The 24,722-nt window shown below is 60.7% G+C and carries 22 protein-coding genes and 1 tRNA gene; 9 read left to right on the top strand and 14 right to left on the bottom strand.

Going from position 1 to position 24,722, the window contains the following annotated elements:
* Nucleotides 1–97: 97 nt before the first annotated feature.
* The 3 genes from cydX to GR212_RS33195 are packed head-to-tail and all read right to left on the bottom strand — an operon-like array spanning nucleotide 98 to nucleotide 3,011.
* Complete coding sequence (gene cydX, locus GR212_RS33205) at nucleotides 98–229, bottom strand: cytochrome bd-I oxidase subunit CydX (protein ID WP_163993666.1); 132 nt, start codon at nucleotides 227–229, stop codon at nucleotides 98–100.
* A gap of 20 nt (nucleotides 230–249) precedes the next feature.
* Nucleotides 250–1,404 carry a cytochrome d ubiquinol oxidase subunit II gene (gene cydB, locus GR212_RS33200; RefSeq protein WP_163993664.1) on the bottom strand — a complete coding sequence of 385 codons (1,155 nt, stop codon included), beginning with the start codon at nucleotides 1,402–1,404 and terminating at the stop codon, nucleotides 250–252.
* Between the two features lie 23 nt (nucleotides 1,405–1,427).
* On the bottom strand, nucleotides 1,428–3,011 hold the full coding sequence (locus tag GR212_RS33195; RefSeq protein WP_163993661.1) for a cytochrome ubiquinol oxidase subunit I: 1,584 nt from the start codon (nucleotides 3,009–3,011) through the stop codon (nucleotides 1,428–1,430).
* Between the two features lie 101 nt (nucleotides 3,012–3,112).
* On the opposite strand from GR212_RS33195, the gene GR212_RS33190 reads away from it, so the two are divergent.
* Genes GR212_RS33190 through hemN form a run of 3 tightly spaced genes read left to right on the top strand, consistent with a single transcriptional unit; the run spans nucleotide 3,113 to nucleotide 7,655 of the window.
* Nucleotides 3,113–4,717, top strand: a complete 1,605-nt coding sequence (locus GR212_RS33190; protein WP_163993659.1) for an ABC transporter transmembrane domain-containing protein — start codon at nucleotides 3,113–3,115, stop codon at nucleotides 4,715–4,717.
* Nucleotides 4,714–6,312: an ATP-binding cassette domain-containing protein gene (locus GR212_RS33185; RefSeq protein ID WP_163993657.1), complete on the top strand. Its 1,599-nt coding sequence runs from the start codon at nucleotides 4,714–4,716 to the stop codon at nucleotides 6,310–6,312. The genes GR212_RS33190 and GR212_RS33185 overlap by 4 nt, the downstream gene beginning before the upstream one ends.
* Complete coding sequence (gene hemN, locus GR212_RS33180; RefSeq protein ID WP_163993655.1) at nucleotides 6,309–7,655, top strand: oxygen-independent coproporphyrinogen III oxidase; 1,347 nt, start codon at nucleotides 6,309–6,311, stop codon at nucleotides 7,653–7,655. The genes GR212_RS33185 and hemN overlap by 4 nt, the downstream gene beginning before the upstream one ends.
* 147 nt (nucleotides 7,656–7,802) lie before the next feature.
* Here hemN and GR212_RS33175 read toward each other — a convergent pair whose 3' ends face one another.
* Both GR212_RS33175 and GR212_RS33170 read right to left on the bottom strand, forming a co-directional pair.
* Nucleotides 7,803–9,725, bottom strand: a complete 1,923-nt coding sequence (locus GR212_RS33175; RefSeq protein ID WP_163993653.1) for a hybrid sensor histidine kinase/response regulator — start codon at nucleotides 9,723–9,725, stop codon at nucleotides 7,803–7,805.
* Between the two features lie 20 nt (nucleotides 9,726–9,745).
* Entirely contained in the window at nucleotides 9,746–10,495 is a 750-nt protein-coding gene (locus tag GR212_RS33170) for a cyclic nucleotide-binding domain-containing protein (RefSeq protein WP_163993651.1), read from the bottom strand.
* A 134-nt stretch (nucleotides 10,496–10,629) separates the two neighbouring features.
* Between GR212_RS33170 and GR212_RS33165 the strand changes: the two genes are divergently transcribed.
* Complete coding sequence (locus GR212_RS33165; protein ID WP_163993648.1) at nucleotides 10,630–11,355, top strand: response regulator; 726 nt, start codon at nucleotides 10,630–10,632, stop codon at nucleotides 11,353–11,355.
* A 369-nt stretch (nucleotides 11,356–11,724) separates the two neighbouring features.
* Nucleotides 11,725–12,414, top strand: coding sequence for a CBS domain-containing protein (locus tag GR212_RS33160; RefSeq protein ID WP_163993646.1), 690 nt, complete (start codon nucleotides 11,725–11,727; stop codon nucleotides 12,412–12,414).
* A 486-nt stretch (nucleotides 12,415–12,900) separates the two neighbouring features.
* Here GR212_RS33160 and GR212_RS33155 read toward each other — a convergent pair whose 3' ends face one another.
* From GR212_RS33155 to GR212_RS33120, 8 genes are all read right to left on the bottom strand, one after another.
* Nucleotides 12,901–13,737, bottom strand: a complete 837-nt coding sequence (locus tag GR212_RS33155) for a universal stress protein (protein WP_163993644.1) — start codon at nucleotides 13,735–13,737, stop codon at nucleotides 12,901–12,903.
* Nucleotides 13,738–14,252: 515 nt separating this feature from the next.
* Nucleotides 14,253–15,911, bottom strand: coding sequence for a dihydroxyacetone kinase subunit DhaK (locus GR212_RS33150; RefSeq protein WP_163993642.1), 1,659 nt, complete (start codon nucleotides 15,909–15,911; stop codon nucleotides 14,253–14,255).
* 11 nt (nucleotides 15,912–15,922) lie between these two features.
* The gene (locus tag GR212_RS33145; RefSeq protein WP_163993640.1) at nucleotides 15,923–16,918 is read right to left on the bottom strand and encodes an ATP-binding cassette domain-containing protein; all 996 of its coding nucleotides are present in this window, start codon (nucleotides 16,916–16,918) and stop codon (nucleotides 15,923–15,925) included.
* Entirely contained in the window at nucleotides 16,911–18,008 is a 1,098-nt protein-coding gene (locus GR212_RS33140) for an ABC transporter ATP-binding protein (RefSeq protein ID WP_163993638.1), read from the bottom strand. The genes GR212_RS33145 and GR212_RS33140 overlap by 8 nt, the downstream gene beginning before the upstream one ends.
* Nucleotides 18,009–18,011: 3 nt before the next feature.
* Nucleotides 18,012–18,200, bottom strand: a complete 189-nt coding sequence (locus GR212_RS33135) for a hypothetical protein (protein ID WP_163993635.1) — start codon at nucleotides 18,198–18,200, stop codon at nucleotides 18,012–18,014.
* Nucleotides 18,197–19,138, bottom strand: coding sequence for a carbohydrate ABC transporter permease (locus GR212_RS33130; RefSeq protein WP_163993633.1), 942 nt, complete (start codon nucleotides 19,136–19,138; stop codon nucleotides 18,197–18,199). Before GR212_RS33130 ends, GR212_RS33135 begins: the two co-directional genes overlap by 4 nt.
* Nucleotides 19,135–20,082, bottom strand: a complete 948-nt coding sequence (locus GR212_RS33125; protein WP_163993631.1) for a carbohydrate ABC transporter permease — start codon at nucleotides 20,080–20,082, stop codon at nucleotides 19,135–19,137. Before GR212_RS33125 ends, GR212_RS33130 begins: the two co-directional genes overlap by 4 nt.
* 101 nt (nucleotides 20,083–20,183) lie before the next feature.
* Nucleotides 20,184–21,518: an ABC transporter substrate-binding protein gene (locus GR212_RS33120; RefSeq protein ID WP_163993629.1), complete on the bottom strand. Its 1,335-nt coding sequence runs from the start codon at nucleotides 21,516–21,518 to the stop codon at nucleotides 20,184–20,186.
* A gap of 260 nt (nucleotides 21,519–21,778) precedes the next feature.
* Between GR212_RS33120 and GR212_RS33115 the strand changes: the two genes are divergently transcribed.
* From GR212_RS33115 to GR212_RS33095, 4 genes are all read left to right on the top strand, one after another.
* Nucleotides 21,779–22,801 (top strand): LacI family DNA-binding transcriptional regulator, encoded by a 1,023-nt coding sequence (locus GR212_RS33115; RefSeq protein WP_163993627.1) that lies wholly within the window; start codon nucleotides 21,779–21,781, stop codon nucleotides 22,799–22,801.
* Between the two features lie 84 nt (nucleotides 22,802–22,885).
* A complete protein-coding gene (locus tag GR212_RS33110) occupies nucleotides 22,886–23,086 on the top strand; it encodes a hypothetical protein (protein WP_163993625.1) in 201 nt (66 codons plus the stop codon).
* 92 nt (nucleotides 23,087–23,178) lie between these two features.
* On the top strand, nucleotides 23,179–23,478 hold the full coding sequence (locus tag GR212_RS33105; protein WP_163993623.1) for a hypothetical protein: 300 nt from the start codon (nucleotides 23,179–23,181) through the stop codon (nucleotides 23,476–23,478).
* 489 nt (nucleotides 23,479–23,967) lie between these two features.
* Nucleotides 23,968–24,162 carry a hypothetical protein gene (locus GR212_RS33095; protein ID WP_163993621.1) on the top strand — a complete coding sequence of 65 codons (195 nt, stop codon included), beginning with the start codon at nucleotides 23,968–23,970 and terminating at the stop codon, nucleotides 24,160–24,162.
* Between the two features lie 228 nt (nucleotides 24,163–24,390).
* On the opposite strand, the gene GR212_RS33090 is transcribed toward GR212_RS33095, so the two are convergent.
* Nucleotides 24,391–24,467, bottom strand: a tRNA-Met gene (locus GR212_RS33090).
* Nucleotides 24,468–24,722: the final 255 nt, after the last annotated feature.

Here is a 24,722-nt window from a genome sequence, read left to right as displayed (position 1 = left end):
TCGTGCGGAGGGTTCCTGCCTGCCCAGGCTCGATATGGCTGCATGGCCGAGGCGTGCGAAGCCCCGGCCATGCTCTTCAGTGAAGTCATACGCAGTATCACGGCGTCGGCAATGATACGCTTTCGTCTGTGGGTTCCTCGCGCAGCATGCGCAGCTCATACCAAAGCGCGTTGAGGATTCCGACGGATGCCGCCAGACCGAGCCCGAGGACCCAGGCAAAATACCACATGAAGTCTCTCCTTTCCTTGTTCAGTAAGCCGAATGCCCGGCCTTCTCGATGCTCTTCTCGCTCACCTTGCCCCACAGAACCCGGTAGACCCAGGCGGTGTAGAGAAGGATGATCGGCATGAAGAAGACGGTTGCCAGAAGCATGTTGCGCAATGTCGCGCGGCTGGACGATGCGTCGAACACGGTCAGCGAATGCGAAGGATTGGTGATCGACGGCAGGATGACCGGAAACATTGCAAGTCCGACCGTCGCGATAATCATGGCGACCGAAAGCTTCGATGCGATGAAGGTCAGGCCCTCCCGGCGCGTGCGGAAACCCAATGCCACGAAGAAGGGGCCGATGATACCGAGGACGGGGACCAGCCAGAGAACGGGATGAGCCTCGAAATTGGCAAGCCATGCGCCGCCATCCTTGGTGACGCTCTTCAACAACGGATTGGAGGGACCATCCCACTTGACGGCCGAGGTGACGCGGTAGCCGCCGAGCAGCCCGAGCCAGACCAGCGCACCGCCGCCGGCAAACAGCAGGCCGGTGAGGATGGCCGCCTTTGATCCGATCGCCTTGGCGCGCTCCGAGACGAGGCCTTCGGCCTTGAAGGCGAGCCAGGCGGCACCATGCATGACGAGCATCGACAGGGAGACCAGGCCGCAGTAGAGCGCCAATGGGTTGAGCAAGCCGAGGAGCGTGCCTTCATAGATCGGGCGCAGATCCGAAGTCAGATGGAAGGGCACGCCCTGAAGCGCGTTGCCGACGGCCACGCCGAAGATCAGCGACGGAACCGCGCCGCCTATGAAAAGCGCCCCGTCCCAGCGCGCGCGCCAGGTTTTCTCCGGCCTCTTCGAGCGATACTTGAAGGCGACGGGCCGCAGGATGAGCGCCAGCAGCACCAGGAACATGGCAAGGTAGAAGCCCGAAAAGCTCAGCGCATAGAGCGCGGGCCATGCCGCGAAAATGGCGCCGCCGCCCAGGATGAACCAGACCTGGTTGCCCTCCCAGACCGGTCCCACCGTGTTGATGGCGACACGGCGCTCGAGGTCCGTCTTCGCGACGAAGGGCAACAGGGTTCCGACGCCCATGTCGAAGCCGTCCATGACGGCAAATCCGATGAGCAGCACGCCGAGCAGGATCCACCAGGTGATGCGCAGCGTTTCATAGCTGAATAGAAATTCGATCATTGAATTGGTCCTTCAATTACTGGCTATTCGCCTGGCTGCAATGCCGGCTCCGCCTCGCTGCCCGAGACAGGCGGGCGACCGGTGATCATGTCGGCGATTTCCGGTCCTTTGCGGATCGCGGCGAGCATCAGCCGCACCTCGATGACGGCAAGCACGCCATAGACCAGCGTGAAGCCTGCAATGCTGAGGATGAGATTGTAGACGCCGAGTTCCGAAGTCGCGAGGAAGGTGGGCAACACCCCGTCGATGATCCAGGGCTGGCGACCGAATTCGGCGACGAACCATCCAAGCTCGATGGCAATCCACGGCAGCGGCAACGCAAGCACTGCCAGGCTGAACAGCCAGCGCGGAGCGCCCCTTTCCCGCATCGTGTACCAGAGAGAGGTGGCGAAGAGGACGAGCAACGCAAAGCCACAGGCCACCATGATGCGGAACGAGAAGAACAGCCACGGGACCTGCGGCACCGCCGACCATGCGGCGTCCTTGATCTGCTGATCGCTGGCCGTACGAGGATCCTCGACGAATTGCTTCAGAAGCAGGGCATAGCCGAGATCCTGCGACTTTGCCTCGAATACGGAACGTGCCGTGGCATCGGCCTGGTTCACTTTCAGCGTCTCCAGCGCGTCATAGGCGCCCAGGCCATTGCGAATGCGCTCCTCGGCCCTTGCCACCAACTGGTCGATGCCGGGAATTTCCTTGTCGATCGAACGGGTGCCGATTAGGCCCATGACCCAGGGTATATGGACGGCATAATGCGTCTTGCGGTCTGCAAGGCTGGGTATGCCGAAGGCCGTGAAGGATGCCGGCGCGGGTTCCGTTTCCCACATCGCCTCGATGGCCGCGAGTTTCATCTTCTGGTTATCGGTCAGCGCGTAGCCACTTTCGTCGCCCAGCACGATGACCGACAGCGCCGAGGCGACGCCGAATGCCGCCGCGATCACGAAAGAGCGCTTCGCCAGCGCGACATGACGATTTCGCAGCAGATACCAGGCGGAGACGCCGAGGACGAACGTCGCGGCGCATACATAGCCTGCGGAAACGGTATGTACGAACTTCGCCTGGGCGACGGGATTGAACAGGACCGCCATAAAGTCGGTGACTTCCATCCGCATCGTGTCGGGATTGAAGGCCGAGCCGACCGGATTTTGCATCCAGCCGTTGGCGATCAGGATCCAAAGGGCCGAGAAGTTCGTGCCGAGCGCCATCAGCCAGGTGACGATCATATGGGCACGCGACGAAAGGCGGTCCCAGCCGAAGAAGAACAGGCCGACGAAGGTCGCCTCGAGAAAGAAGGCCATCAGGCCCTCGATCGCCAGCGGAGCGCCGAAGACGTCACCGACGTAGTGGGAATAATAGGCCCAGTTCATGCCGAACTGGAACTCCATCGTAATGCCCGTGGCGACACCGAGCGCGAAATTGATGCCGAAGAGCACGCCCCAGAACTTGGTCATGTCGCGCCAGATGGTTCGCCGCGTCATGACATAGACCGTTTCCATCATGGCGATCATAATGGAGAGGCCGAGTGTCAGGGGTACGAAAAGGAAATGATAAAGTGCCGTCAAGGCAAATTGAAGCCGGGATAAGTCGACAAGGAGGGGGTCGAACATGGAAACATCCTTTCTTGATCGACCTCTGTTAACGCCGCAAATCCCTTTGCGAGTTGATTTAGATCAACGGAAGCAACAAGGAACGATGCCAAAAGAGCGGCATGAGAGACGACAAGGCATCGACAGCAAATCCTGACGGCAATGACGCGGGCGCCGCGGAATGTCGCGCCCTCCCCCTCGCCCAGCGGATGGCCGCACGCGGCCTGCACCATGTGCTGGCACTACAGATAGCTCGCATGGCGTTGCGGCTCGGCTTCACGGCGACGGCCGCCGTGGCCGCCGGCAAGCTCGTGATGAACGATCCCGTCGATTCGCTTTTGATATCGCTCGCGATCATTCTGCTTGTCGGCGCGGCTGTCGCCGGCTTCCTTGCCGACAGGGCACAGGCCGCCGCGGAGGCGGATGTGGCGATCCGCCTCCGCGAGGCCGCATCCGCGCGATTGAACGCCATGCCGCCACGGCAGCTGAAGCAATTGCCCGTCGGAACCCTGGTCGTGGCCATGCAACGCCACCCGGAGGCGATCGCATCGCTGGTCATAGGCCATCGCGCAGCCTCGATGATGATGGCGGTCGGCCCGCTGGCGGCAGCCGCCGCGCTTTTCCTCGTTTCATGGCAGGCGGCAGTTCTGGTCATCTGTCTGACGCCCGTCATGATCCTGTTCTTCGCCTTGGTGGGCGACATTATCCGCAGCCGCGCAGCCGCGCAGGAACGCGCCTTTGGTCGCCTCGCCGGCCAGTTTGCCGATCGTATTCGCGCATTGCCGACCATCCTTGCCAATCACGCGCTTTCCAGCGAGGAGACCAAGCTTGCCGGCCGGCTGGAATCCTATGCGCGCGAAACGATGGGCGTTCTCGGCATTGCTTTCATAAACGCCGGCATCATCGATTTCTTCGCTTCGCTGTCGATCGCACTGCTCGCCGTATTTCTCGGTCTCGGGCATCTCAAATTGATGATGATTCCCGGCTTTTCCAATCTGGAACTCTGGCAGAGCCTTTTCATCCTCATGATCGCGCCGGACTATTTTGCCCCCTTCCGCCGCTTTTCGGAGCAGTACCACGCCAAAGCCGAGGGCCTTGCCGCAGCGGCGGCCCTCGGCCGCCTGCTCGATGTCGATGCACCGGAAAGATTGGCGATCGCAGCGCTCGACCGGCCGCTTGCGCCGTTGCCCAACCACGGCCTCGTGGCCATCGTCGGGCCCAGCGGCAGCGGCAAATCGACCTTGCTGCGCCGGCTTGCGGGCATCGAGCAGGCGGTGACATTAGGTCAGCCTGAACTTACAGATTTCATCTGGGTTTCGCCCGACTGTCTTACCCCCGAAGGGACGCTTGCCGAAGCGATCGCCTGGAGGCTTCCCGTGCTCCCTTGCGAAAAACTGCGCGAGGCCGCAAACGCGGTGGGCCTGCTGGATGACGCGCTCCTCCCCGGCGGGCTGGATGCCCGGCTCACGCGTGGCGGCGGCAATCTTTCAGGCGGCCAGAAGCTTCGCATCTCGGTGGCGCGTGCGCTTCTCGCCGGACGGACGGTAATTGCCGACGAACCGACCGCGAAGCTCGACGCCGGCACTGCCGGTCTTGTCCGCGAGGCACTTGTCGAGATGTCGCATTCGCATCTCGTCGTCGTGGCGACCCATGACAGGGAGCTTGCCGCCGCTGGCCGAATGATGATCGACCTCAGCAATGACGGAACCTTCGAGGTGGCAGCATGATGAGCAAGCCCGTTTCCGCAACCCGAAAGACCTGGCGGTTGACCGCCGTGCTTGGCTGCTGCGCGCTTTTCTGCGGCATCCTGCTTGGTGGCGTGTCTGCCTGGTTCCTGGGCGCCGTGGCGACCGCGGGCCTGACGGCCGCCGCCGCGACTTTCAATTTCCACGTTCCGGCCGCATTCATCCGGTTGTTCGCCATCGGCCGCACCGCGGCACGCTACGGCGAGCGCCTTCTGGGCCACAAGGCTGCCCTTGCCGATCAGGTGTCGCATCGTGTCGGCCTTTTCGCATCCATGGCCGCCGCACCTTCCATCCGCAAGGCGGGTTGGCAGCTCGGCGACGAGGCACGGCTTGCCGATTATCTGGACGATGTCGAGGATATCGAATACGCGCATCTGCGCGCTCGCTTGCCCTCCTTGACGATCGCCATCGGCCTTGCCGCGCTGCTGGTATGCTCCGCTATCGTCGCCCCCCTGTCCTTGCTGCCGATCCTATTCATGCTGCTGATCGGCGCCTTTGCCGCTCGCCGTCTGGCAAGAAACGGCGCCGTGGCATGGGCCGAAGCCAGAACGCATCGGCGCAACGGAGCTGAGCGAATGGGGAATGCCATGGCATCCGCCGTTTCCCTGAAAGCCGAGCGCCTCTGGGCCGAGGAAAGTGACGCCGCCATGCGCGCCCTTTCCCAAGCGGATCTCGAGACCCGCACCCTGCGCCGCCTGCAATCCGGGTTCGATGGGATTGCCGCCCTCTTCGGCCCGCTCGCCGGAGTTTGCGTGGTTGCGGCGGCATGGCTGGCCGGCGATCGTGGCGAAGCGCTGCTTTTTCCGCTCGCACTCGGATTCGCATGGCTGGCGCTGGGCGAGACCATGAACGGCGCGTCGCGAATTGTGGTTGCCAGGCTGCGCAAGGATGCCGCCGTCGCGGATGTCGGCCGCTGGACCGGGCATCGGGAAGCATCGACGCCAAGCGCTGCATCGGCCGGAACGCCCCGTGAGCTTCAGTGCCGGCATCTCAGGCGGCTTTCGCCCTCGGGTGCGCTGATCGGCAACGATCCGATCGACCTTCGCCTGCGAACAGGTGCGCCGACGGTCCTTGTCGGGACGAGCGGCACCGGCAAGACGAGCCTGCTGAAGCAGATTGCCGGCTGGATCGGCGAAGACAGGTTCGATGCAGACAACACAAGCCTCTCGGCTGAGGACCGGCGCGCACTCTCGACCCTGGTGCTGCACGATGCGGCAATTCTGGACGACACCGTGCGGGCCAATCTCTTCGATCCCGACGGCAACGACACGGCGATGTGGCATGCGCTCGAGGCCGTCGAACTCAGCGAACGGATACGGGCCGCCGGCGGCCTCGATGCGTGGATCAGGCAGGACATGCTCTCGCTCGGCGAGGCGCAGAGGCTCAACCTGGCCCGCGCGTTCCTGGCGCATACGCCGATCGTGCTGCTCGACGAGCCGACCGAACATCTCGATGCCGCACAGGGCCAGCGAATCCTGACCCGTCTTGCCGATCACCTCGCAGACCGCATCGTCGTCATGTCCACCCATCGCCCCCTTCGGGTCCGCAACAGCACGATCCTGGAACTTTCCGCATGACATCTGTCCCCAGTCACCGCCTCATCGACACCAATGTCCCGCGCTACACCAGCTATCCGACGGCGCCGCATTTCCATGATGGCGTGACGCCCGAAACGGTATCCGGCTGGATCGATGCGATCCAGCCGGACGAGGCCATCTCGCTCTATCTGCACATCCCCTACTGCGACCGGCTATGCTGGTTCTGCGCATGCCACACCAAGCAGACTTTTCGCTACGCGCCTGTCGCCGATTATCTCGCGATGCTTTACCGCGAGATCGCGATGGTCGGCCGCCGCCTGGCGGGACGCGGCATCGTGCGCGCGATCCATCTCGGCGGCGGTTCTCCAACCATGCTCAGGCCCGGGGACATGAAAAGCCTGTTCGGACGGCTGCGCAAGAGCTTCGCGATTGCCGCCGACGCGAGCGTGAGCGTCGAAATCGACCCCAACGACATGGACGAGGCGCGGCTGGATGCCTTGGCCGAAATCGGAACCACGCGCGCAAGCCTCGGCATCCAGGATTTCGATCGACGCGTTCAGAAGGCCATCAACCGCGAGCAGAGCTTCGAGACGACGCGCGGGATCATAGAGGGCTTGAGAACGCGAGGTGTCGGCTCCGTCAATGTGGACCTTCTGTATGGCCTTCCCTTCCAAACGCTAGCGACCCTGGGCAAAACCATCGAGCTGTCGCTGTCGTTGCGGCCGGACCGCGTGGCGATCTTCGGCTATGCGCATGTTCCGTGGTTCAAGAAGCACCAGACCATGATCGATGAAGCCACGCTGCCCGGCCCCGACGCGAGGCTCGCGCAGGCGCAAGGCGCGGCCACGCTTATCTGCGAAGCCGGGTATCTGCCGATCGGCATCGATCATTTCGCCCTGCCCGCCGATAGTCTTGCGGCAGCGGCGCGCGAGGGTCGGCTAACGAGGAATTTTCAGGGCTATACCGACGACCCCTGCGAAACCCTGATCGGCCTCGGGCCGTCGTCGATCAGCCGCTTCCGCCAGGGCCACGCCCAGAATACGCCGTCGACCGGTGCCTACGGGCGAATGATCGAAGCCGACAGCCTTGCCGTTATCCGTGGCCTTTCGCTGTCCGACGAGGACCGCATACGCGGCTGGGTGATCGAACGCCTGATGTGCGATTTCGGCTTTTCCGCTGCCGCATTGCGGAGCCGGTTCGGCACTGAGGCGGAGATGATCCTGCAGGAAGCGGCTCTGCTGGCACAAACATCCCCGCACTTCGTCGTGGACGGGGATCGTTTTGCCATCGGGGCCGACAGCCATCTGTTCGCAAGGTCGATCGCGGCGCACTTCGACAGCTATCTGAGCTCACGCAAGGCGCGGCACTCGGCCGCCATATAGCACCCTCGAAAGCCGGCAGCTGTCTGCGCCATGCAGCCGATGAGGGCTGTCGGCCTTCGCGCCGGCGGATGCCTCCGGAGCCGGAAACCGCTTCATCCCTCCGTTCACCAAAGGCGCGAAGTCGCGGGTGATGCGGCAGCAAATGCGTCAGTCGAGAAGTTCGCGCAGGCGCTCCGCCAGTTCGCGCGCCGTATAGGGCTTCTTCAACCAGCTTCCCGAATGCGCAAGTTCCCGGCCCGCGATCGTGGGTTCGGCATAGCCGGATGTGAAGAGGATCTTGACCTCCGGCCTTAGCGCCCGGACGGTGTTGGCAAGCTCGTCGCCGGTCATGCCGCCGGGCATGACAATGTCGGTAAACAGCAGCGCGACATCGGGATTTTCATCCAGCCGGTCAAGCGCGTCCTTGCCGTTGGCCGCCTCGACGACCTGGTATCCGGCATCGACCAGCCGCGAAACGGCGACACGCCGCACGCGCGGATCGTCCTCGACCACGAGAATCTTTTCCGAACCGCCGGGAATGCCGGGCTGGGCGCGTTCCTCCGGCTGCCGGTCGCCAGCCTCGGCATCCTCTCTCTGCACCGCAGGCAGGAAGATGCGCACGCTCGTTCCCTGTCCTATCTCGCTGTAAAGCTGGACGTGACCGCCCGACTGCTTAGCAAAGCCATAGACCATCGACAGGCCAAGCCCCGTACCGGAACCGACGCTCTTGGTCGTGAAGAAGGGCTCGAAAGCGCGCTGCTTGATGTCTGCCGACATGCCCTGGCCCGTATCCGTCACCGCGATCAGCACGAAATCGCCGGTGCGGACCTGCGGATACATCTGCGCATAGTCGACGTCGAGCTGGACGCGCGAAATCTCGATCGAAAGCCTCCCGCCGCGCGGCATGGCATCGCGCGAATTGAGAACGAGATTGAGGAGCGCGTTCTGCAATTGGGACGCATCGACCAGCGCCCTGTTCGCTGCTCCGGAAACGACGGTGCGGAACTCGATCGCCTCGCCGAGCGTACGCCGGAGGAGATCGGAAAAGCCCGAGACGAGCTGACCGATATCGGCGAGTTTCGGATTGAGCGGCTGGCGTCGGCCGAAGGCGAGCAATTGTCCGGTCAGCTTGGCGCCGTCTTCCGCCGCATCCTGCGCCTCGCGCAGCAACGGCCGGAGCCTTTCATCCTGCAGCTTGCCCTCGATCATTTCGAGATTGCCGCTGATCACCGTCAGCAGATTGTTGAAATCATGCGCCAACCCGCCGGTGAGCTGCCCGATCGCTTCCATCTTCTGCGCCTGACGCAGCTCTTCCTCGATCTTGTGCCGGCTGGTCAGATCCCGGATGAACCCGGTAAAGATGCGCTTGCCCTTTGTCACCGCCTCGCCGACGGAAAGCTCCATCGGGAATACCGACCCGTCCTTGCGCCGTCCGGTCACGACACGGCCGTAACCGATGATGCGCCGCTCGCCTGTCGTCAGATAACGCGAGATATAGCCGTCATGCGCATCGCGATCCGGCTGCGGCATGAGCATCTTCACGTTCTTTCCGCAAACTTCCGCTGCCGTATAACCGAACAGCTTTTCCGCCGCGGCGCTGAAAGAGGAGATCGTGCCCACCTCGTCGATGACGATCATCGACTCGGGCACGGTGTCGAGAATCGAGCGCAGATGCGCCTCCCGCTCCGCAAGATCGTCTTGAGCTCTCTTCATATCGCTCACATCGTTGTTCGTCTGTATGATCAACGTCGTGCCGCCGGCAGCCGGGCTGACGAGAGCCCAGCGCGTGGCGACGAAAAGCGCGCGTCCATCCTTGGCCCGGTGCACCACCTCGCCTTCCCACGCTCCTTCCCGCCGGACCGCCTCCCGGATATCCTTGAGCGGCGTCGGAAATTGCGTCGACAAAAGGTCGTGGACCACCTTTCCCACAGCCTCCGTGCGCGACCAGCCATAAAGGGCCTCGCAGCCGTCGGTCCAGCGGACGATCACCCCGTCGAAGTCGTGGACGATGAGGTTGACCCCGTCGAGCAGATGCACGATGTCATCCAGCTTGCTTTCGGTTGACATATCGACGGCATTCTTGCTGCTCATGAGGTCTTCTTCATTCCGGATCAATGGCGATTGGCGCCAGCGTAAGCGATCTGGCCGCGCTCGTCGCCAAAATATTCGCCATCACCGGAAAGCTGGACAAGCAGCCCGTATTTCATGATCCGTACGGCATGGCGGCCGGCCGGGCAGACAATGCCCTTTTGCGCGAGCTTCGTCATCGTGCGCGAGACGGTCTCGATCGTGAGGCCGAGATAATCGGCGATGTCGAGCCTTGTCATCGGCAGATCGACAACGGCGTTGTATCCTCGCTCGCCGGGCTCGCACGGCATCTGCTTCAGAAGAAACGTGCAGACCCGCTCCTCGGCGCTCTTGCGCGACAGAAGCACCATCTGGTCCTGAGCGGCGGCCATTTCGTCGCAGAGGCGCGCAAAAACCTCGGGCCGCAGTTCCGGGCAGCTGGCAACCTCGGCCTCGAAAGCCTTGCGCGAGAAGCGACGTATGCGGGTATCGACGATTGCTTCGGCGCTATAGAGATAGTGGCTCTTCAGAGAGACGCCGACGATGTCGCCGCCATGCAGAAAGCCGGTGATGACGCGACGGCCGTCCGAGATGATCTTGAAGATGCGCAGGCTGCCCTCGACGACTTCGAAGAGGTGTTTTGCGATGTCGCCTTCGAAGAACAGCGTCTGGCCGGCGGCGAAATGTTCGACTGGCTGCTTTCTGAAAAGCGCCTGCAGACAATTCGGCTCCGGGCCGAGGAGCGCTACGCTGGTGACTTCCCTCAGATGATGAATATTGTTCGCCTGCAGCATGACCGATCCTCTGTGTCGCCGATGACGACAGATGACCCGTTGCTGGTGACACCAGGATGCCGTGCGTGTTAAAGACGGTGCTGTTTGGTAACAGTCTGTAACAATGGCGGCTTGATACATTGACCGGATCGACGATGGCGGCACTCCAGCACGAAGCGCACCTGCTTGTCGTCGACGACGACCCGCGCATCCGCCAGATGTTGACGCGCTATTTCGAGGACGAAGGCTACACCGTTGCTTCGGCTTCGGACGGAAACGAAATGCGTGCCCGCCTGCGCCAGCAAAACTTCGATGCCATTCTGCTCGATCTTGTCCTGCCCGGCGGCGCGGACGGGCTTGATCTTGCCCGCGAAATTCGCACCACGTCGGACGTGCCGATCATGATGCTGACCGGCCGCGACGATGTCGTCGATCGCATCGTCGGGCTGGAGATCGGCGCTGACGACTATATCGCCAAGCCTTTTCACCTTCGCGAGGTCCATGCCCGCCTCAAGTCGATCCTGCGCCGCCGCCAGGCTCCCGCCCGGAGTGCTGAACCGGCCGCCGAGGACATCATCCGTTTCGAGGGGTGGCGGCTGAACATCAGTCGGCGTCAGGTGCTCGATCCCCAGGGACAGGACGTCGGACTGACGACCGGAGAGTTCGAGATGCTGACGGCGCTCGTGCGCAACGCCGGAAGGGTGCTGACGCGCGAAGTCCTGATGGATCTCACCCGAGGACGCGACCTGGAAGCGTTCGACCGCACGATCGACGCCCAGATCGTAAGGCTGCGCCGCAAGATCGAGACGGATCCGAAGAAGCCGCAATTCATCAAGGCGGTGCGCGGCGTCGGCTATGTCTTCACCGGAAAGCTCGACTGAGCGGGCCTTACCAGCTGCCGGGCGCGCCGTGATTGCATCCATTGAGAAATCGACGCCCGAACAGCGCCTCTCTTCCAGCGCCGATATCCCTCGTCGGCTCGTGCTTGGCGAGATCCCCGTCATCACTGAATGGATGGCATTTCAATCCCTTATTTTCTTCTTGCCGGCCCGGTCGAGGACGCCCGACCTGAGGCGGCGATAGACCAGGCCGGACAGACAAACGCGGATTGGCCCATGCGGGTTCGTCAAACGAAAGGATACCGCACCTTTCGTTGATCGTGATCAAAGTGAAAAGCCGTGTGCCCTCTATTCTGAGCCGAACATGCTGATCCCCATGGCATGGATTTACTCAAGAGGAGTACGCTCTACATGCTTGTTCACGCGATCATGACATCACCCGCGATAGCCGTCCGTCCCGAAACATCCGTCGCGGACGCGGCAAAGACGATGCTCGACAATCACATCAGCGGTCTTCCCGTCGTCGATGCGGACGGCGGGCTCGTCGGCATCGTCAGCGAAGGCGACCTGATCAGACGGACCGAACTCAAGACCGAACGCAAACGCTCCTGGCTGCTGGAGTTCCTGACAAGCCCTGGGAAACTCGCGGACGAATATGTCTCGACGCATGGCCGCACCGTCGGGGAGGTCATGAGCTCCACCGTCGTCTCCGTAACCTCTGCAACGACCTTGCAGGAGGTGGTGGGACTGATGGAAAAGCATCACGTCAAACGCCTTCCCGTCGTCGCGCGCGGCAGACTGGTGGGTATCGTGTCCCGATCCGATCTTCTGAAAGCGCTCGCCGAACTGCTTCCCTCTCAGGCGGCCGGCGGCAAGGATCGGGAGATCGAGGCAGCAATCATAAACGAACTCGCAACGCAAAGCTGGAGCAGAAGCGGCTCCGTCCAGGTGAAGGTTACCGACGGCGTTGCCGAACTTTCCGGCAGCATCCTGGATGAGCGCGAGCGCCTGGCCGCGAAGGTCGCCGCGGAAAACGTCCCTGGCGTGCGCGCCGTCTTCGATAACCTCGTCTATATCGATCCCTACATCGGCATGATCTGAACGCAACCGCTTCGAGCGACATGGTGGCGCCTGAAACCCCACGGCGTCACCTGTCCGGGCCTCGTCCGATACCGGCTATGGCAGCGGTACAGCGATATCGTGTGTTCTCCTCGACATTGCTGTTGCGTATCGGGCGAGGCAGGATTCTTGCGTGACAGGCGAGCGCACGGTTCGAGCCGCGAGATGCTGTCTCGAGCAGCGCCATGCCGATCTCGATGCCAATCCCCATCATTGAAAGCGAAAAAATCCGGCGCGCGCTGAAATCAAGTGCCGCTGCGCGGCCTGCGCACTGCCTGTTGCAGATATTCCGAGCGAAATTTCAGCAGGAAACGGTCGCTACGTCTGCTCCGATCCCGAATGATGCCAAGGCTGGCGGCGGCTCGCGCAGACCAAAAGGTCGCGTTTCGCGAGCCGCGCAAGCCAGCTTCCATGACTGCTTGAGGTCCAATCCGCCTCGGGAGACAAGCATGGTAGAAATCCGAATGCCTAGCGTCCCATCAAGATGGGCAGGTTCGCATGCTCGAGCATGCTGCGGGTTACGCCTCCCAGAATTCGCTCGCGCAACCGGGAGTGACCATAGCAACCCATGACGAGAAGATCCGCACCGATATCAATCGCATGCTGGCGCAGGACATCGTCGATCGGACGTCTGCCGCCGGCGATGACGTCGACCGCGACATTGACCCCATGCCGCGCGAGATAGGCGGCAATGTCAGCACCTGGCTCTTCTCCCTGTCGTCCCGGCGAGGCGACCGGATCGACCATGGTTACATGCACCCGCTCGGCCCTGTTCAGCAGGCCAATCGACTGACGAACGACGCGGCCGGCATCATCGCCGGAATCCCAGGCCAGCAGGATTTTTCGAGGCGGCCATGCGAGCGGACTGCCCTGCGGGACGACCAGAGCCGGTGTCGGGGAGTGAAACAGCGCTCCATCGACGATGAATCCGCGCAGATTTTCATCGGATGCCATTCGTCCGCCGATCAGCGTGACATCGGCATAGAGCGCGCGCTGCCCCAAAAGGTCCGAGGACCATGGAAAATCGCAGAAGAATTCCTCAACCTCGGAGGATATGCCGGCGACCGCGAGCTTTGCCTTGATGGCGGCGACCCTCGCGGTGAGTTCGGCCGTTTCGCGTTCCCGCTCGCTTACCCAGATGCTGGCGGACGTATCCCCATATCCGCTATAGGGAGGCATGGCGCCAAAGCCGAGGACAAGCAGAACGAGGTGCGCATTCGTCGCTTCGCAAAACGAGATGGCCGTCTGCAGATCGTCATCGTCGTGCCGAGCGGCTACGACACTTAAAACCGTTTTGTAGGACATGAAATGCAAGCTCCTGTGCCGGTAATGGACGACACAAGCCTAAGACATCGCGGCTCCCGTTCATTGATCGGCGTCAAGATTACTGCGGTTTTGACCATCAGTTACGCGATGTCGTTGTGGCAATCCTCCGTCTCGACAGGCGGACAAGAGACCATGCTGGGGTGAGCAGGCATCCCGATCTTCAGACCGAGTTTGCGTTGTTGAAGATCCGACTTGGATATTGGGCGCGCAATCCAAGATTCGTCACTCCAAAAAAGCGGATGAGCCGCATCCGCGACCGGAAGATCCGCCGCCGCGATCACCACGTTTGCTATGTGCTCCTTGAATATTGCAACTTCCACTGTGCAAGGATGAGCGGCAGGCCCATGTCATTCCTGACGTCCATCGCCGAGATCAAGTCGTCAGGCGTGCACCAATCGCGTGCATGCCTGACGATGGATGGAACCTCTCTGATTTTCTTGAATCGCGAAGGCGCTCTATCCCTTTGTTTTTACGCAGTTCCGGACGGAAAATCGCTATACACTTTTCCTGGAATTGCTCGAGGCCGGATCCGCGCGTAGGGCAAGATACTCGAAAAGGCGAGCCACGGCTTCCGCGCCGGGATCGACATGACCCTCCAGCTGCTTCGCATTGATGTAGGCAGCGCGCCCCGCCTTGGCATGGACGAGCGTGGCGGTCAAATCGGCGCCCGCCCGGGCTGCTTTTGCCGCCTGGGCCAATCCGTCATCAAGTGCGTCGAGGGCGGGGGACAGAGCGTCCACCATGGTTCGATCCCCCAAACGCGCTCCGCCGATTTCCTGCATCCGCAAAAGACCCGCGTTCAGCGCTTCGCGAATGGTCAGCCCGCTCGACGCGCCATCCCCGGCCGCGGCGAAGAAGATCGCGAGAAGTACGCCCGACGACCCGCCCATGGTCTGGCTGAGCTCCTGCCCCATGGCGCGGAAAAGCTGCGTGTGATCCGAAAGGGGAAGCCGATCGAGCGCCTCGATAAGCGCGCGGGCGGCACCGGCCAGCGTCGAACCGGTATCGCCATCGCCGGACTTCGCATCCAGTGCGTTCAGGTCCCGTTCCGCGTCAATGAGAAGATTGCAGCAATCCGTCAGGAACTGGCGGGTCGGTTCGTGCCTGGACGCCAGCGGGGCTATCGGCGTCAGGCCGTCCGGAAGGGAAAGGACGGCAACAGATTTGATGGCCGTCACGCCCGGCCATGCCGGAAGCGCGACCGGTCTGGACAAAAGCCCCAGCTCCGTCTTGTCGGCCGGAAAGACCGAGATCGAGAACCCCTTCATGTCGAGGGATGTCATCATCGCTGCCGGTCCGACAATGTGCGAGATCTTGCCCGCGATCGCCGATTGGACGAGTTCATGAACGATGACCGACATTTCGAGGATCGAGGTGCCGCCGAGATTGTTCACAAGGACGACATGAGGCCGGTCGTCCATCGTTGCGGCAAGGCGCGCGACCATCGCGGCGACTGCCGCTCTCGCACCGGAATACTCGATCTGCTCGACCCCGGCCTCGCCGTGAATGCCAAGGCCGATCTCGACGTGGCCTGCGGGAATGCGGTTTTCCTTCGGAGAACCCGGAACGGTGCAGGTGTCGAGCGACATTCCGATCGTGCTGGTGGCGGCGATGACGCGGCGCGCGGCTTCGGCAACGGACACAAGATCTGCGCCGCCTTCGGCCAAGGCGCCCGCGACTTTGTGAACGAAGAGCGTTCCCGCCACACCGCGCGGCTGCGGCAGGTCGGGCAGCGCAATGTCGTCGTCGACGATGACCATATCGACGTTCAATCCGTAAGCCCGGGCGCGCTCGGCCGCCAGACCGAAGTTCAGGCGATCGCCGGTATAGTTCTTGACGATGAGGAGGCAACCGGCCGGTCCGGTCACGGCTAGGATGCCGGCCAGGATCGCGTCGACGCTGGGAGACGCGAATACATCGCCACAGACCGCCGCCGTCAGCATCCCCTTGCCGACGAACCCGACATGGGCGGGCTCGTGCCCGGAGCCGCCTCCCGAGACGATCGCAACCTTGCTCTTGTCCCAATCCGAACGGACGACGACGCGGATATGCGGATAACCGTCGAGACGGCTGAGCGCGCCGCCGGATGCAGCGAGAAGACCGTCGATCGCTTCGGTGACGGCGTTTTCCTTGCTGTTGAGAAATTGTGACATTCTCGCCTCCCTTAAACTAAGCGCATGCCGTCCGCGTCGAAGTAGAGCGGCTTGTTTGGCTGGATTTTAATGGCATCGCCACCCTTCAGCCCGGTATGGGCGTCGGTGACGGTGATTAGAGTGTGTTCCTTGAACGAAAGATGCAGGCGCGTCTGGTCGCCCAGATGCTCCACTCGCGTAACCGTGGCCTCCTGTCCATCACCTTGATCGATATGTTCCGGGCGCAGGCCTATCGACCTGGCCTTGGCCGGCGCGCCCGGGAAAAGCTCGGCGGGAACGACATTGATGCGTGGCTGCCCGAGGCGCGTGGCTGCATAGATACTGACCGGTTGTTCGTAGATTTCGCGCGGTGGGCCGAACTGGACAAGCTTGCCTTCGTGAAGAACGCCGACATGCGTTGCCATCGTCATCGCCTCGACCTGGTCATGGGTGACATAAAGCAGCGTCGCGCCGGATCTGGTCTGAATGCTTTTGAGTTCGACGCGCAGATCCGCGCGAAGCTTCGCATCAAGTGAGCTCAGCGGTTCATCCATCAGATAGATCTGCGGATTTCTTACCAGCGCGCGTCCGATCGACACGCGCTGCATCTCGCCGCCCGAAAGCGCCGTCGCCTTGTTCTCGAGCTTGTGAGAGATCTGGAGGATTTCCGCAATCGCATTGACCTTCTCGTCGATCATGCGCTGCGGTGTCTTCAGCAACGGCGACCTCAGGGGAAATTCCAGGTTCTGGCGTACCGACAGATGCGGATAGAGCGAATATTGCTGGAACACCATTGCAACGTTGCGCTGCGCAGGCGTCAGCCCGCGCATGGACCGGCCGCCAATCATCACCTCCCCGGCATCGGGATGATCGAGCCCCGACACCATCCGCAAGGTCGTCGTCTTGCCAGCGCCTGTCGGACCCAGGAGGACGACGAACGCCCCGTCGGGCACGATCATCGAAACCCCGTCGAGTGCCATGTGGCCGGCGAAGGATTTTGTGATGTTTTTCAGTATGACCTCAGCCACGGTTCAACACCTCCTCGTTAGCCTCGGAAACAAGCGCGTTTCCGGTCGCAGAGTCAAAGATCGTCAGGTTTCTGGAATCGAAATTCAGGCCGATCAATTCTCCGACATGTGCGGATTGGTTTGAAGGGGTACGGGCCTTGATCTCACCATGCGCGGTCTCGATCGTGACGATCTGCGTCGTGCCGAGATATTCGACGGCGATAACCCGGCCTCTGTAAGCAGAGCTGTCCTTGAAGCGGATATGCTCGGGCCTGATACCCAGCGCCAGCTTGCCGAGCCCGTCGTCACGAGACATCGGCACCTTTACCATATGCCCGGAGAGGTTGACATGGTCGCTGCCGGCTTTGACCGAGCCTTCGAACTCCAGGAAATTCATCGGTGGCGAGCCGATGAATTTCGCGACGAACTTCGTCGCCGGCCAGTCGTAGATCTGCTGCGGCTTGCCGAATTGTTCGACGACCCCGTGGTTCATCACCACGATCTTGTCGCCCATCTGCATGGCCTCCAGCTGGTCATGGGTTACATAGACCGTGGTGGCACCCATGCGATCGTGCAGAGCCCGCAATTCTTCCGCCATATGTTCCCTGAACTCGGCGTCGAGGGCGCCCAGCGGCTCATCCATGAAGAAGGCTTTCGGGTTGCGAACGATGGCGCGTCCAAGCGCGACGCGTTGCCGGTCGCCACCGGAGAGGCCGCCGACCGGCTTGTCGAGGATGGTTTCGATCCTCAGGATCTTTGCAACCTCCGCGACACGCGCTGCGACCTCCGCCTTTCTCATGCCCTGGCTCACCAGGGGATAGGAAATATTCCTGCGCACATTCATATGCGGATAGAGAGCGAACATCTGGAAGACGAAGGCGATGTCGCGCTCGCTCGCCCGCTTCATCCCCACCTCTTCACCGCCGATGTAGATTTTCCCGCTGGTTGGAAGTTCGAGGCCGGCCATCATCCGCAGGGTGGTCGTCTTCCCGCACCCGGACGGACCGAGAAGCATAAAGAACTCACCATCCTCGACCGTGAAAGTGGAAGACTTTACCGCGTTGAACTCCCCGAAATCCTTGCGCACATTCTCAATTCTGATCTGTGCCATGGTTCACTCCGGAAAATGGCTGACGATGATGAACATCACGGTTCCAACCAGCGTCACGAGGAAAGAGTACGAGTAAAGCGATAGCGACAGGGGCTGCATCAGCATGACCACACCGAGCGCAATCAGGACCGACGCCAGCATCTCCCATGCGTCGCGCCGCAGGCGTAACAGGCGATTGAGAAACGTCGTCATTTGCGGACCGCTCCGAAGGTTATGCCACGCAAGAGATGTTTACGGAGCAGGATCGTGAAAACCATGACCGGGACCAGGAAGATGGTTGCACCGGCCGCGACCGCCGGCCAGTCCTGGCCGCTGACGCCGATGATTGTCGGTATGAAGGGCGGCGCCGTTTGTGCATTGCCGGAGGTAAGCAGCACCGCAAACGCGTATTCATTCCAGGCGAAGATCAGGCAGAAGATCGCCGTTGACGCGATGCCGGTGACGGCTTGAGGCAAGACGACCTTGTAGAAGGCCTGGAAGCGCGTGTAGCCGTCGATGAGGGCGGCCTCCTCGTATTCGATCGGGATTTCGTCGATGAAACCCTTGAGCAGCCACACGGAAAGAGACAGGTTGACCGCCGTATAGAGCAGGATCATGCCGGCATGCGTGTCGCTGAGACCAAGCGATCGGAACATCAGGAAGATCGGGATCGCGACCGCGATCGGCGGCATCATGCGGGTCGATAGAATGAAAAATAGCAGGTCGTCCTTCAACGGCACCTTGAAGCGGGAGAAGGCGTAGGCCGCCGCCGTGCCGAGCACGATGCACAGCACTGTCGAGCCGAAGCCGATGATAACGGAATTGTAGAACCGTTCGGCAAAGCGCGACGCGCCGGTAATAATGACGCCGTCCTTGCGAACCAGCTTGTCGTACCAGGTCGTCGGCTCGCCGAGCGCCTTCAGCTGGTCCGCGGGCACGCGGGTACGGGTGGTGAAAAGATTGACATATCCCTCAACCGTCGGCTGGAAGACTAGTTTCGGTGGATAGGCAATTGCATCGGCCGGCGATTTAAATCCGGTCGCAATGATCCAGAACAGGGGGAGAAGTGTGATGACCGAATAGAGAACGACCAGAGTACCGGCAAACCACTTCTGACGTCCCGACGGCTCGGTTACGGAATAGCTGCTCATCGTTGTTTGACCTTGTTCAGGGCTTTGACGTAGATCGACGCGAGGCCGAACACGGTGACGAAAAGAATGACGGCATAGGCGGATGCGTAGCCGGTGCGCCATTGCTCGAAAGCGGCACGCTTCAGGTTGATGGACGTCAGTTCGGTGATCGATCCCGGGCCGCCGCCGGTCAGCTGGACGACGAGGTCGAACATCTTGAAATTCTCGATGCCGCGGAAAAGGACAGCCAGCATCAGGAACGGCAGCACCATCGGGATGGTGATGGTCCAGAATTGGCGCCACTTGCTCGCCCGGTCGCATTCGGCAGCCTCGTAGATGCTGTTTGGAATGGAGCGCAGGCCCGCAAGGCAAATCAGCATCACGAAAGGCGTCCACATCCATGTGTCCACGATGACGATCGCCCAGGGCGCCAGCGACGTGCTCGCAATCATCGAGAAGCTGGAGGGATCGCTCCCGATCAGGAAGCCGACCACATAATTGAAGAGACCGATTTGGGGCTGGTAGAGAAAGGTCCAGAAGTTGCCGACGACGGCGGGACTGAGCATCATCGGAAGCACGATGATCGTCGTCCAGAGGTCGTTGCCGCGGAACTTCTTGTTGATGAGGTAGGCCAGCGAGAAGCCGATCAGCACCTGCAGGACGATGGTCCAGATCAGAAAATGGGCGGTCGCCTGCATGCTCTGCCAGATATCGCTGTCCGTCAGGATGTTGATGTAGTTCCTGAAGCCCACAAACTGTATCGGTTCATTGGGCCGGTTTACCCGGAAATTGGTGAAGCTGAGCCGAACCGTCCAGATCAGTGGAAAGATGTTGATGGCGAGCAGCAAGACGATCGACGGCGCGACGAAGAGCCAGGCTATGGCGCGATCAGACAGACCTCTGACGCGCGCCGCGATTGCAGGCGGAGTCGCACTGGCGATCCGATCGATCGGTGAGTGGAGCATGTCCGTCTCCTTGGCATGAAGATGATAATGGGCAGGGCCGGCTCGATCCACATGGCCGGCCCTGCGCGACGCTCACGGCCAAGATCTAGCCGATGTCGGCGTCAGTATTTGCCATCGTCCTCGAAGACGGCCTTCCAATCCTTCACAAGCCCGTCGAGCGCGTCTTTTGCGCTGCCCTGGTTTGCAACCACATAGTCATGGAAACGCTTCTGCGATGCCTGCAAGAGGGACGCGTAGGACGGCTCGGCCCAGAAATCCTCGACAATCGCCATGGAATCCAGGAACGGCTTGGCATAGGGCTGGCTGGTGGGGAAGCTCGGGTCGTCAACGACCGCCTTCAAGGCCGAGTAGCCTCCGAGCTTCCACCATTTCTGCTGGATTTCGGGCTGCCCGAACCATTTTATGTAGGCAAGCGCCTCTGCCTGCTTGTCGGAAGCCGCCACCACGGAAATACCCTGCCCCCCCAGCTGAGCGAACTGCGCGCCATTGGGGCCGGCAGGGTTCAGGAAGTAGCCGGTCTTGTCGCCGCCGACATTCGCGTCAGCATTGATGCCCGGCCAAGTGAAGGTGAAGTTCATCTGCAGGGCGACCTGGCCGGACTTGTAGGCATCAACGTCTTCGGTCATGTAGGCGTCGGAATGACCGGGCGGCGTGCAGCAATCGTAGAGTTTCTTGTATTCTTCGAGACCCGCGACCGCTCCGGCCGAATTTACGAAGCCTTCGAGATCGTAGGGCTTCTTCGGATTCTGATACTGGAAGCCGTAGCTGTAGAGCGCATTCATGGCGCCCATGGTGATGCCTTCGGAGCCGCGCTCCGTGTAAATGGCAGCCCCGTAGATCTTCTTGCCGTCGATCACGCGGCCCTGGAAGAACTGCGCGATATCCGTCAGCTCATCCCAGGTCTTCGGAACGGCGAGATCGCGGTTGTACTTCTTCTTGAATTCGGCCTGCAGTTCAGGGCGCGAAAACCAGTCCTTGCGATAGGTCCATCCGACGACGTCTGCGAATGCCGGCATTGCCCAGTAGTTCGGCGTGTTCTTCGGCCACTCGGCATATCCGACAACGGTCGCGGGGATGAAATCGTCCATCTTGATTCCTTGCTTGTCGAAGAAATCATTGAGCTTGATGTATTGTCCGTTTTCCGCCGCGCCGCCGATCCACTGGCTGTCGCCGATCATCAGGTCGCAAAGCTTGCCGCTGGAGTTCAGCTCGTTCAGCATGCGGTCCGCGAAATTCGGCCATGGAACGAACTCGTAGTGCATCTTGTTGCCGGTCTTGCTCTCGAAATCCTTGCTAAGCTCCACGAGCGCATTCGCTGGATCCCATGCCGCCCAGCACAGCGTGAGGTCGGCGGCCTGCGCATGTGAAGCCATGGCTCCGGACACGGCAATATATATCCCGGCAGCAAGTGCCGAGCTCATCAAAAGAGACTTCATAATCGGTATCCTCCCGTTAAACCTCTCGACCTCCATCGAGAGGGGCAAATCAAAGCGCCACGGCGAGAGGCGCTGCAAAACGCATCTCAGGCCCGGTTCCTCGACTTTCTTTCAGGTCTGGCACTCAGGCGACCGTGGCAAAGAGATAACTGAGGTGCGCACCTCAATGCAAGCTTTTTTTGAGGTGCGCACATCAATTCTTGCGTTTTTTCCATTTTTAGGAGAAAGGTCAGCTATTCAAATCGTGATTGGGAGCCCTCATGCGGCCTACAGCAAAAGATCTTGCAGAAGCCGCCGGCGTCAGTCTCGCCACTGTCGATCGGGTATTGAACGAGCGCCCGAACGTGAGCAAGAAGGCCGTTCGAAGCGTCCACGAAGCCATTGAACGCATTGGCTTTATTCGCAACCCGGCGGCTGTCAGCCTGGCGCGCAACAAGAGCTATCGGTTCAGGTTCATCCTGCCCAAGTCTGGGGACCTGTATCTTCGGGAACTGTTACGGCGCGTGGAGGATTTGAGGACGGCCCTGAAGGCTGACCTGACGGATATCGACTATGCTCAAATCCAGACGGAGGATGCCCACGGCGTCGCGAAATACCTTGCCGGAATAGGCGAAGACGAGGTCGACGGCGTGGCGCTGATGGCGCCGGAGTCGCCTCAAGTACGCGATGCTTTGGCACGGCTTCTCGAAAGAGGCATCAAGGTCGTAAAATTTCTGTCTGGCCAGGAGAAACTCACCGCCGCCGATTTCGTCGGTGTCGACAACTTCGCGGCCGGCGCAACAGCCGGAAAGTTGATCGGCACGTTTGCCAGCGGAATGCCGGGCAAGGTGATGGTTGTTGCGGACACGATGCAATCACTGGACAGCATACAGCGCCGGCACGGCTTTGATACGATAATAAATGAACAATTTCATTTCCTTAAGTCTCTCCCTTCGGTGGAGACGCATGCGGACGAGCGACGGGCAAATCAGGTCATTGCCCGGGTGCTCGAAAACAACAGCGGTGTCACCGCCGTTTACGTTCTAAGTTCCGAAGCGCGCGTTCCCCTTATGGCAATCGCCGCGAACACCGATCTTGAAAAACTCGCGGTGGTGGTTCACGAGCGCACGCCTTTCAGCGAGGAGGCGCTGCGCGACAACCGTATCGACGCTGTTATCGCGCAGGATCCTGGCCATGCCGTGCGGAGCGCGATCCGCATCATGCGGGCTCGCGCGGACGCGCGGGAACCTCTGGCTGAGCAGGAGCGGATAAGGATCGAAATCCTTCTCAAGGAAAACCTGTAAGACCGCCATGATTGACCGGCTGGAAACAGCCATTGAGTTGCGCCCCTCAACTCGTTGACTGTTCAAGTGACCGCCGATCGGGCCTTGTCGCCGCATCGCGCAGCCGGACTTGAAGGTGAAATCGCCGTGCTACGCTATATCGACAAAGAGAAGCTCGCCCGTTTCTACGGACGCGCGACCCTGGAGCAGTTGCGCTACGAAACAAGTGCAAGCGGCGATGTCACAGGCGTGCTGGCGCGTCCCTTGGACTGCTCAATTCGCGCTGGACTCTTGCCCGCCAATTGATACGATCAATCCGTCGCCGCTACTCCATCCTATGCGCGGTGGCGACCGAGGGCCTGTATGAGCTCCCGCCTGCAAGGATAGGAGGAGTGAACATGCCCCTTCCACGCCGCTCGGACCTGCCGCAAGATCCTCAACTTCGCGCCCTTCTTCGCCAGTGGGCCAGTAAATTTGTCGATTCGGATGCGGCTATAGATCGCGTCGTTCAGCGAACCATCAACGTCATTTGCGACAGTCCCGATCTTTTAGACGGCGCTCGAATGAATGAGGCTCTTTTTGCCCTCCTGCGCCGATACGCTTTTGACGAAAACGATTTGAGAGCGAGCCGGCAGGCTACGGACATAATACCGGATTTCGTCCCCGCATTGGATAAAGAGAATACGGAGCCGAAATAACGCCACCGATGGTTATCATCATAAGCTTTGCTCCAAGCCTTCTTTAGCTGAAACGGCTCCGAAAGATGGGACGGTTTTCCGTTTATACCCTCTTCAGTTAGGATTGTTCACCATCTCTACCCATTATCGGGAGCGGCTGGATTGTAGTCTGCCTGACTTTAAAGCGTCCTCAGGCACCGTGAAAGCAGCATCCGAAATTGCCGGATAGCTGACCAGAGACCGATTTTCCGAATACCTCTTGCACATCCGCTGAACGCCGATCAATCTGGCGAGCGCGCTGCGATACCCCCTGTCATGGGTGGAGGCGCTTGGCGCATGGAATGTCGCAGTGCCGGCCGGATTGGCAGCGTGGCTCGAAGCTCCCGCCCAATGCAATGAGGCGGCCGGCGAGCCAACCACCTATCGCGGCAAGGACACGAGTAATTTCGATGGGGCAAACGAGCCAGCTTGAGAACGTCAGATAGCTGGCCTCAAACGGAGGGATCTGAGATGAATGATGATTTTCGCTTGAAGCTCATCAGAATTAGAGAAGAGAAGCTCGCCCATCGCAACGAGTTGCTGGAGCTGAAAATGCGGACTGCAACTGCGAAGGAGCCTACCGGGGATATCGACATCGACCGCATGATCGCCCACGAACAATTGGCAATCGACAACCTCGACGACGCGATTGCCCGCCTCAACTAAAAGGCATTGGCTTGTCGAATTATTGTCGGTACGTCTTTGGTGTCTGGCTTTGACTTTGTCTGTGGGTTTGGCGGTTTGTTTAGTTGGTAGGCTTTGGTCGTTGGGGCGTTTGGGTGTTTGTGAGGTTTAGAGCGGGGAGCTCTCCTTGCCAGCGAGGCTTTAGTCTTTGGCGCGAGTGCCCGTGCCGGTTCTATTGGAGAGTGTTGGGTGGATTGTGGTGAGTGTATTTGGTTGCGGGGGCAGGATTTGAACCTGCGGCCTTCAGGTTATGAGCCTGACGAGCTACCGGGCTGCTCCACCCCGCGTTACCAACGTAAACCCGAAGGGTTTATCGTCCAGCGTAAGCCGCGTTGCGGCTTATCGCGCCCGAGCAAATCGCCATGCGATTTGTCGCGTTACCAGCGTAAGCCGCGTTGCGGCTTATCGTGTTTTCCCTTGGCCTGTTATTTCAGGTGGACAAGGGAAGAACTGCTTGCTTTCGGAAGCGACAAAGGCCGCTTTGAGCGGCCTATTGTAACACGGCCGAGCCGTTATTCGATCAGAGAAGATTTATGCGAGGC

Source organism: Martinezella lusitana, from assembly GCF_010668395.1.
GTDB lineage: Bacteria > Pseudomonadota > Alphaproteobacteria > Rhizobiales > Rhizobiaceae > Rhizobium > Rhizobium lusitanum_A.
Note: the sequence above shows the minus strand (reverse complement) of the source record. Positions and strands in the feature narration are given on the sequence as shown.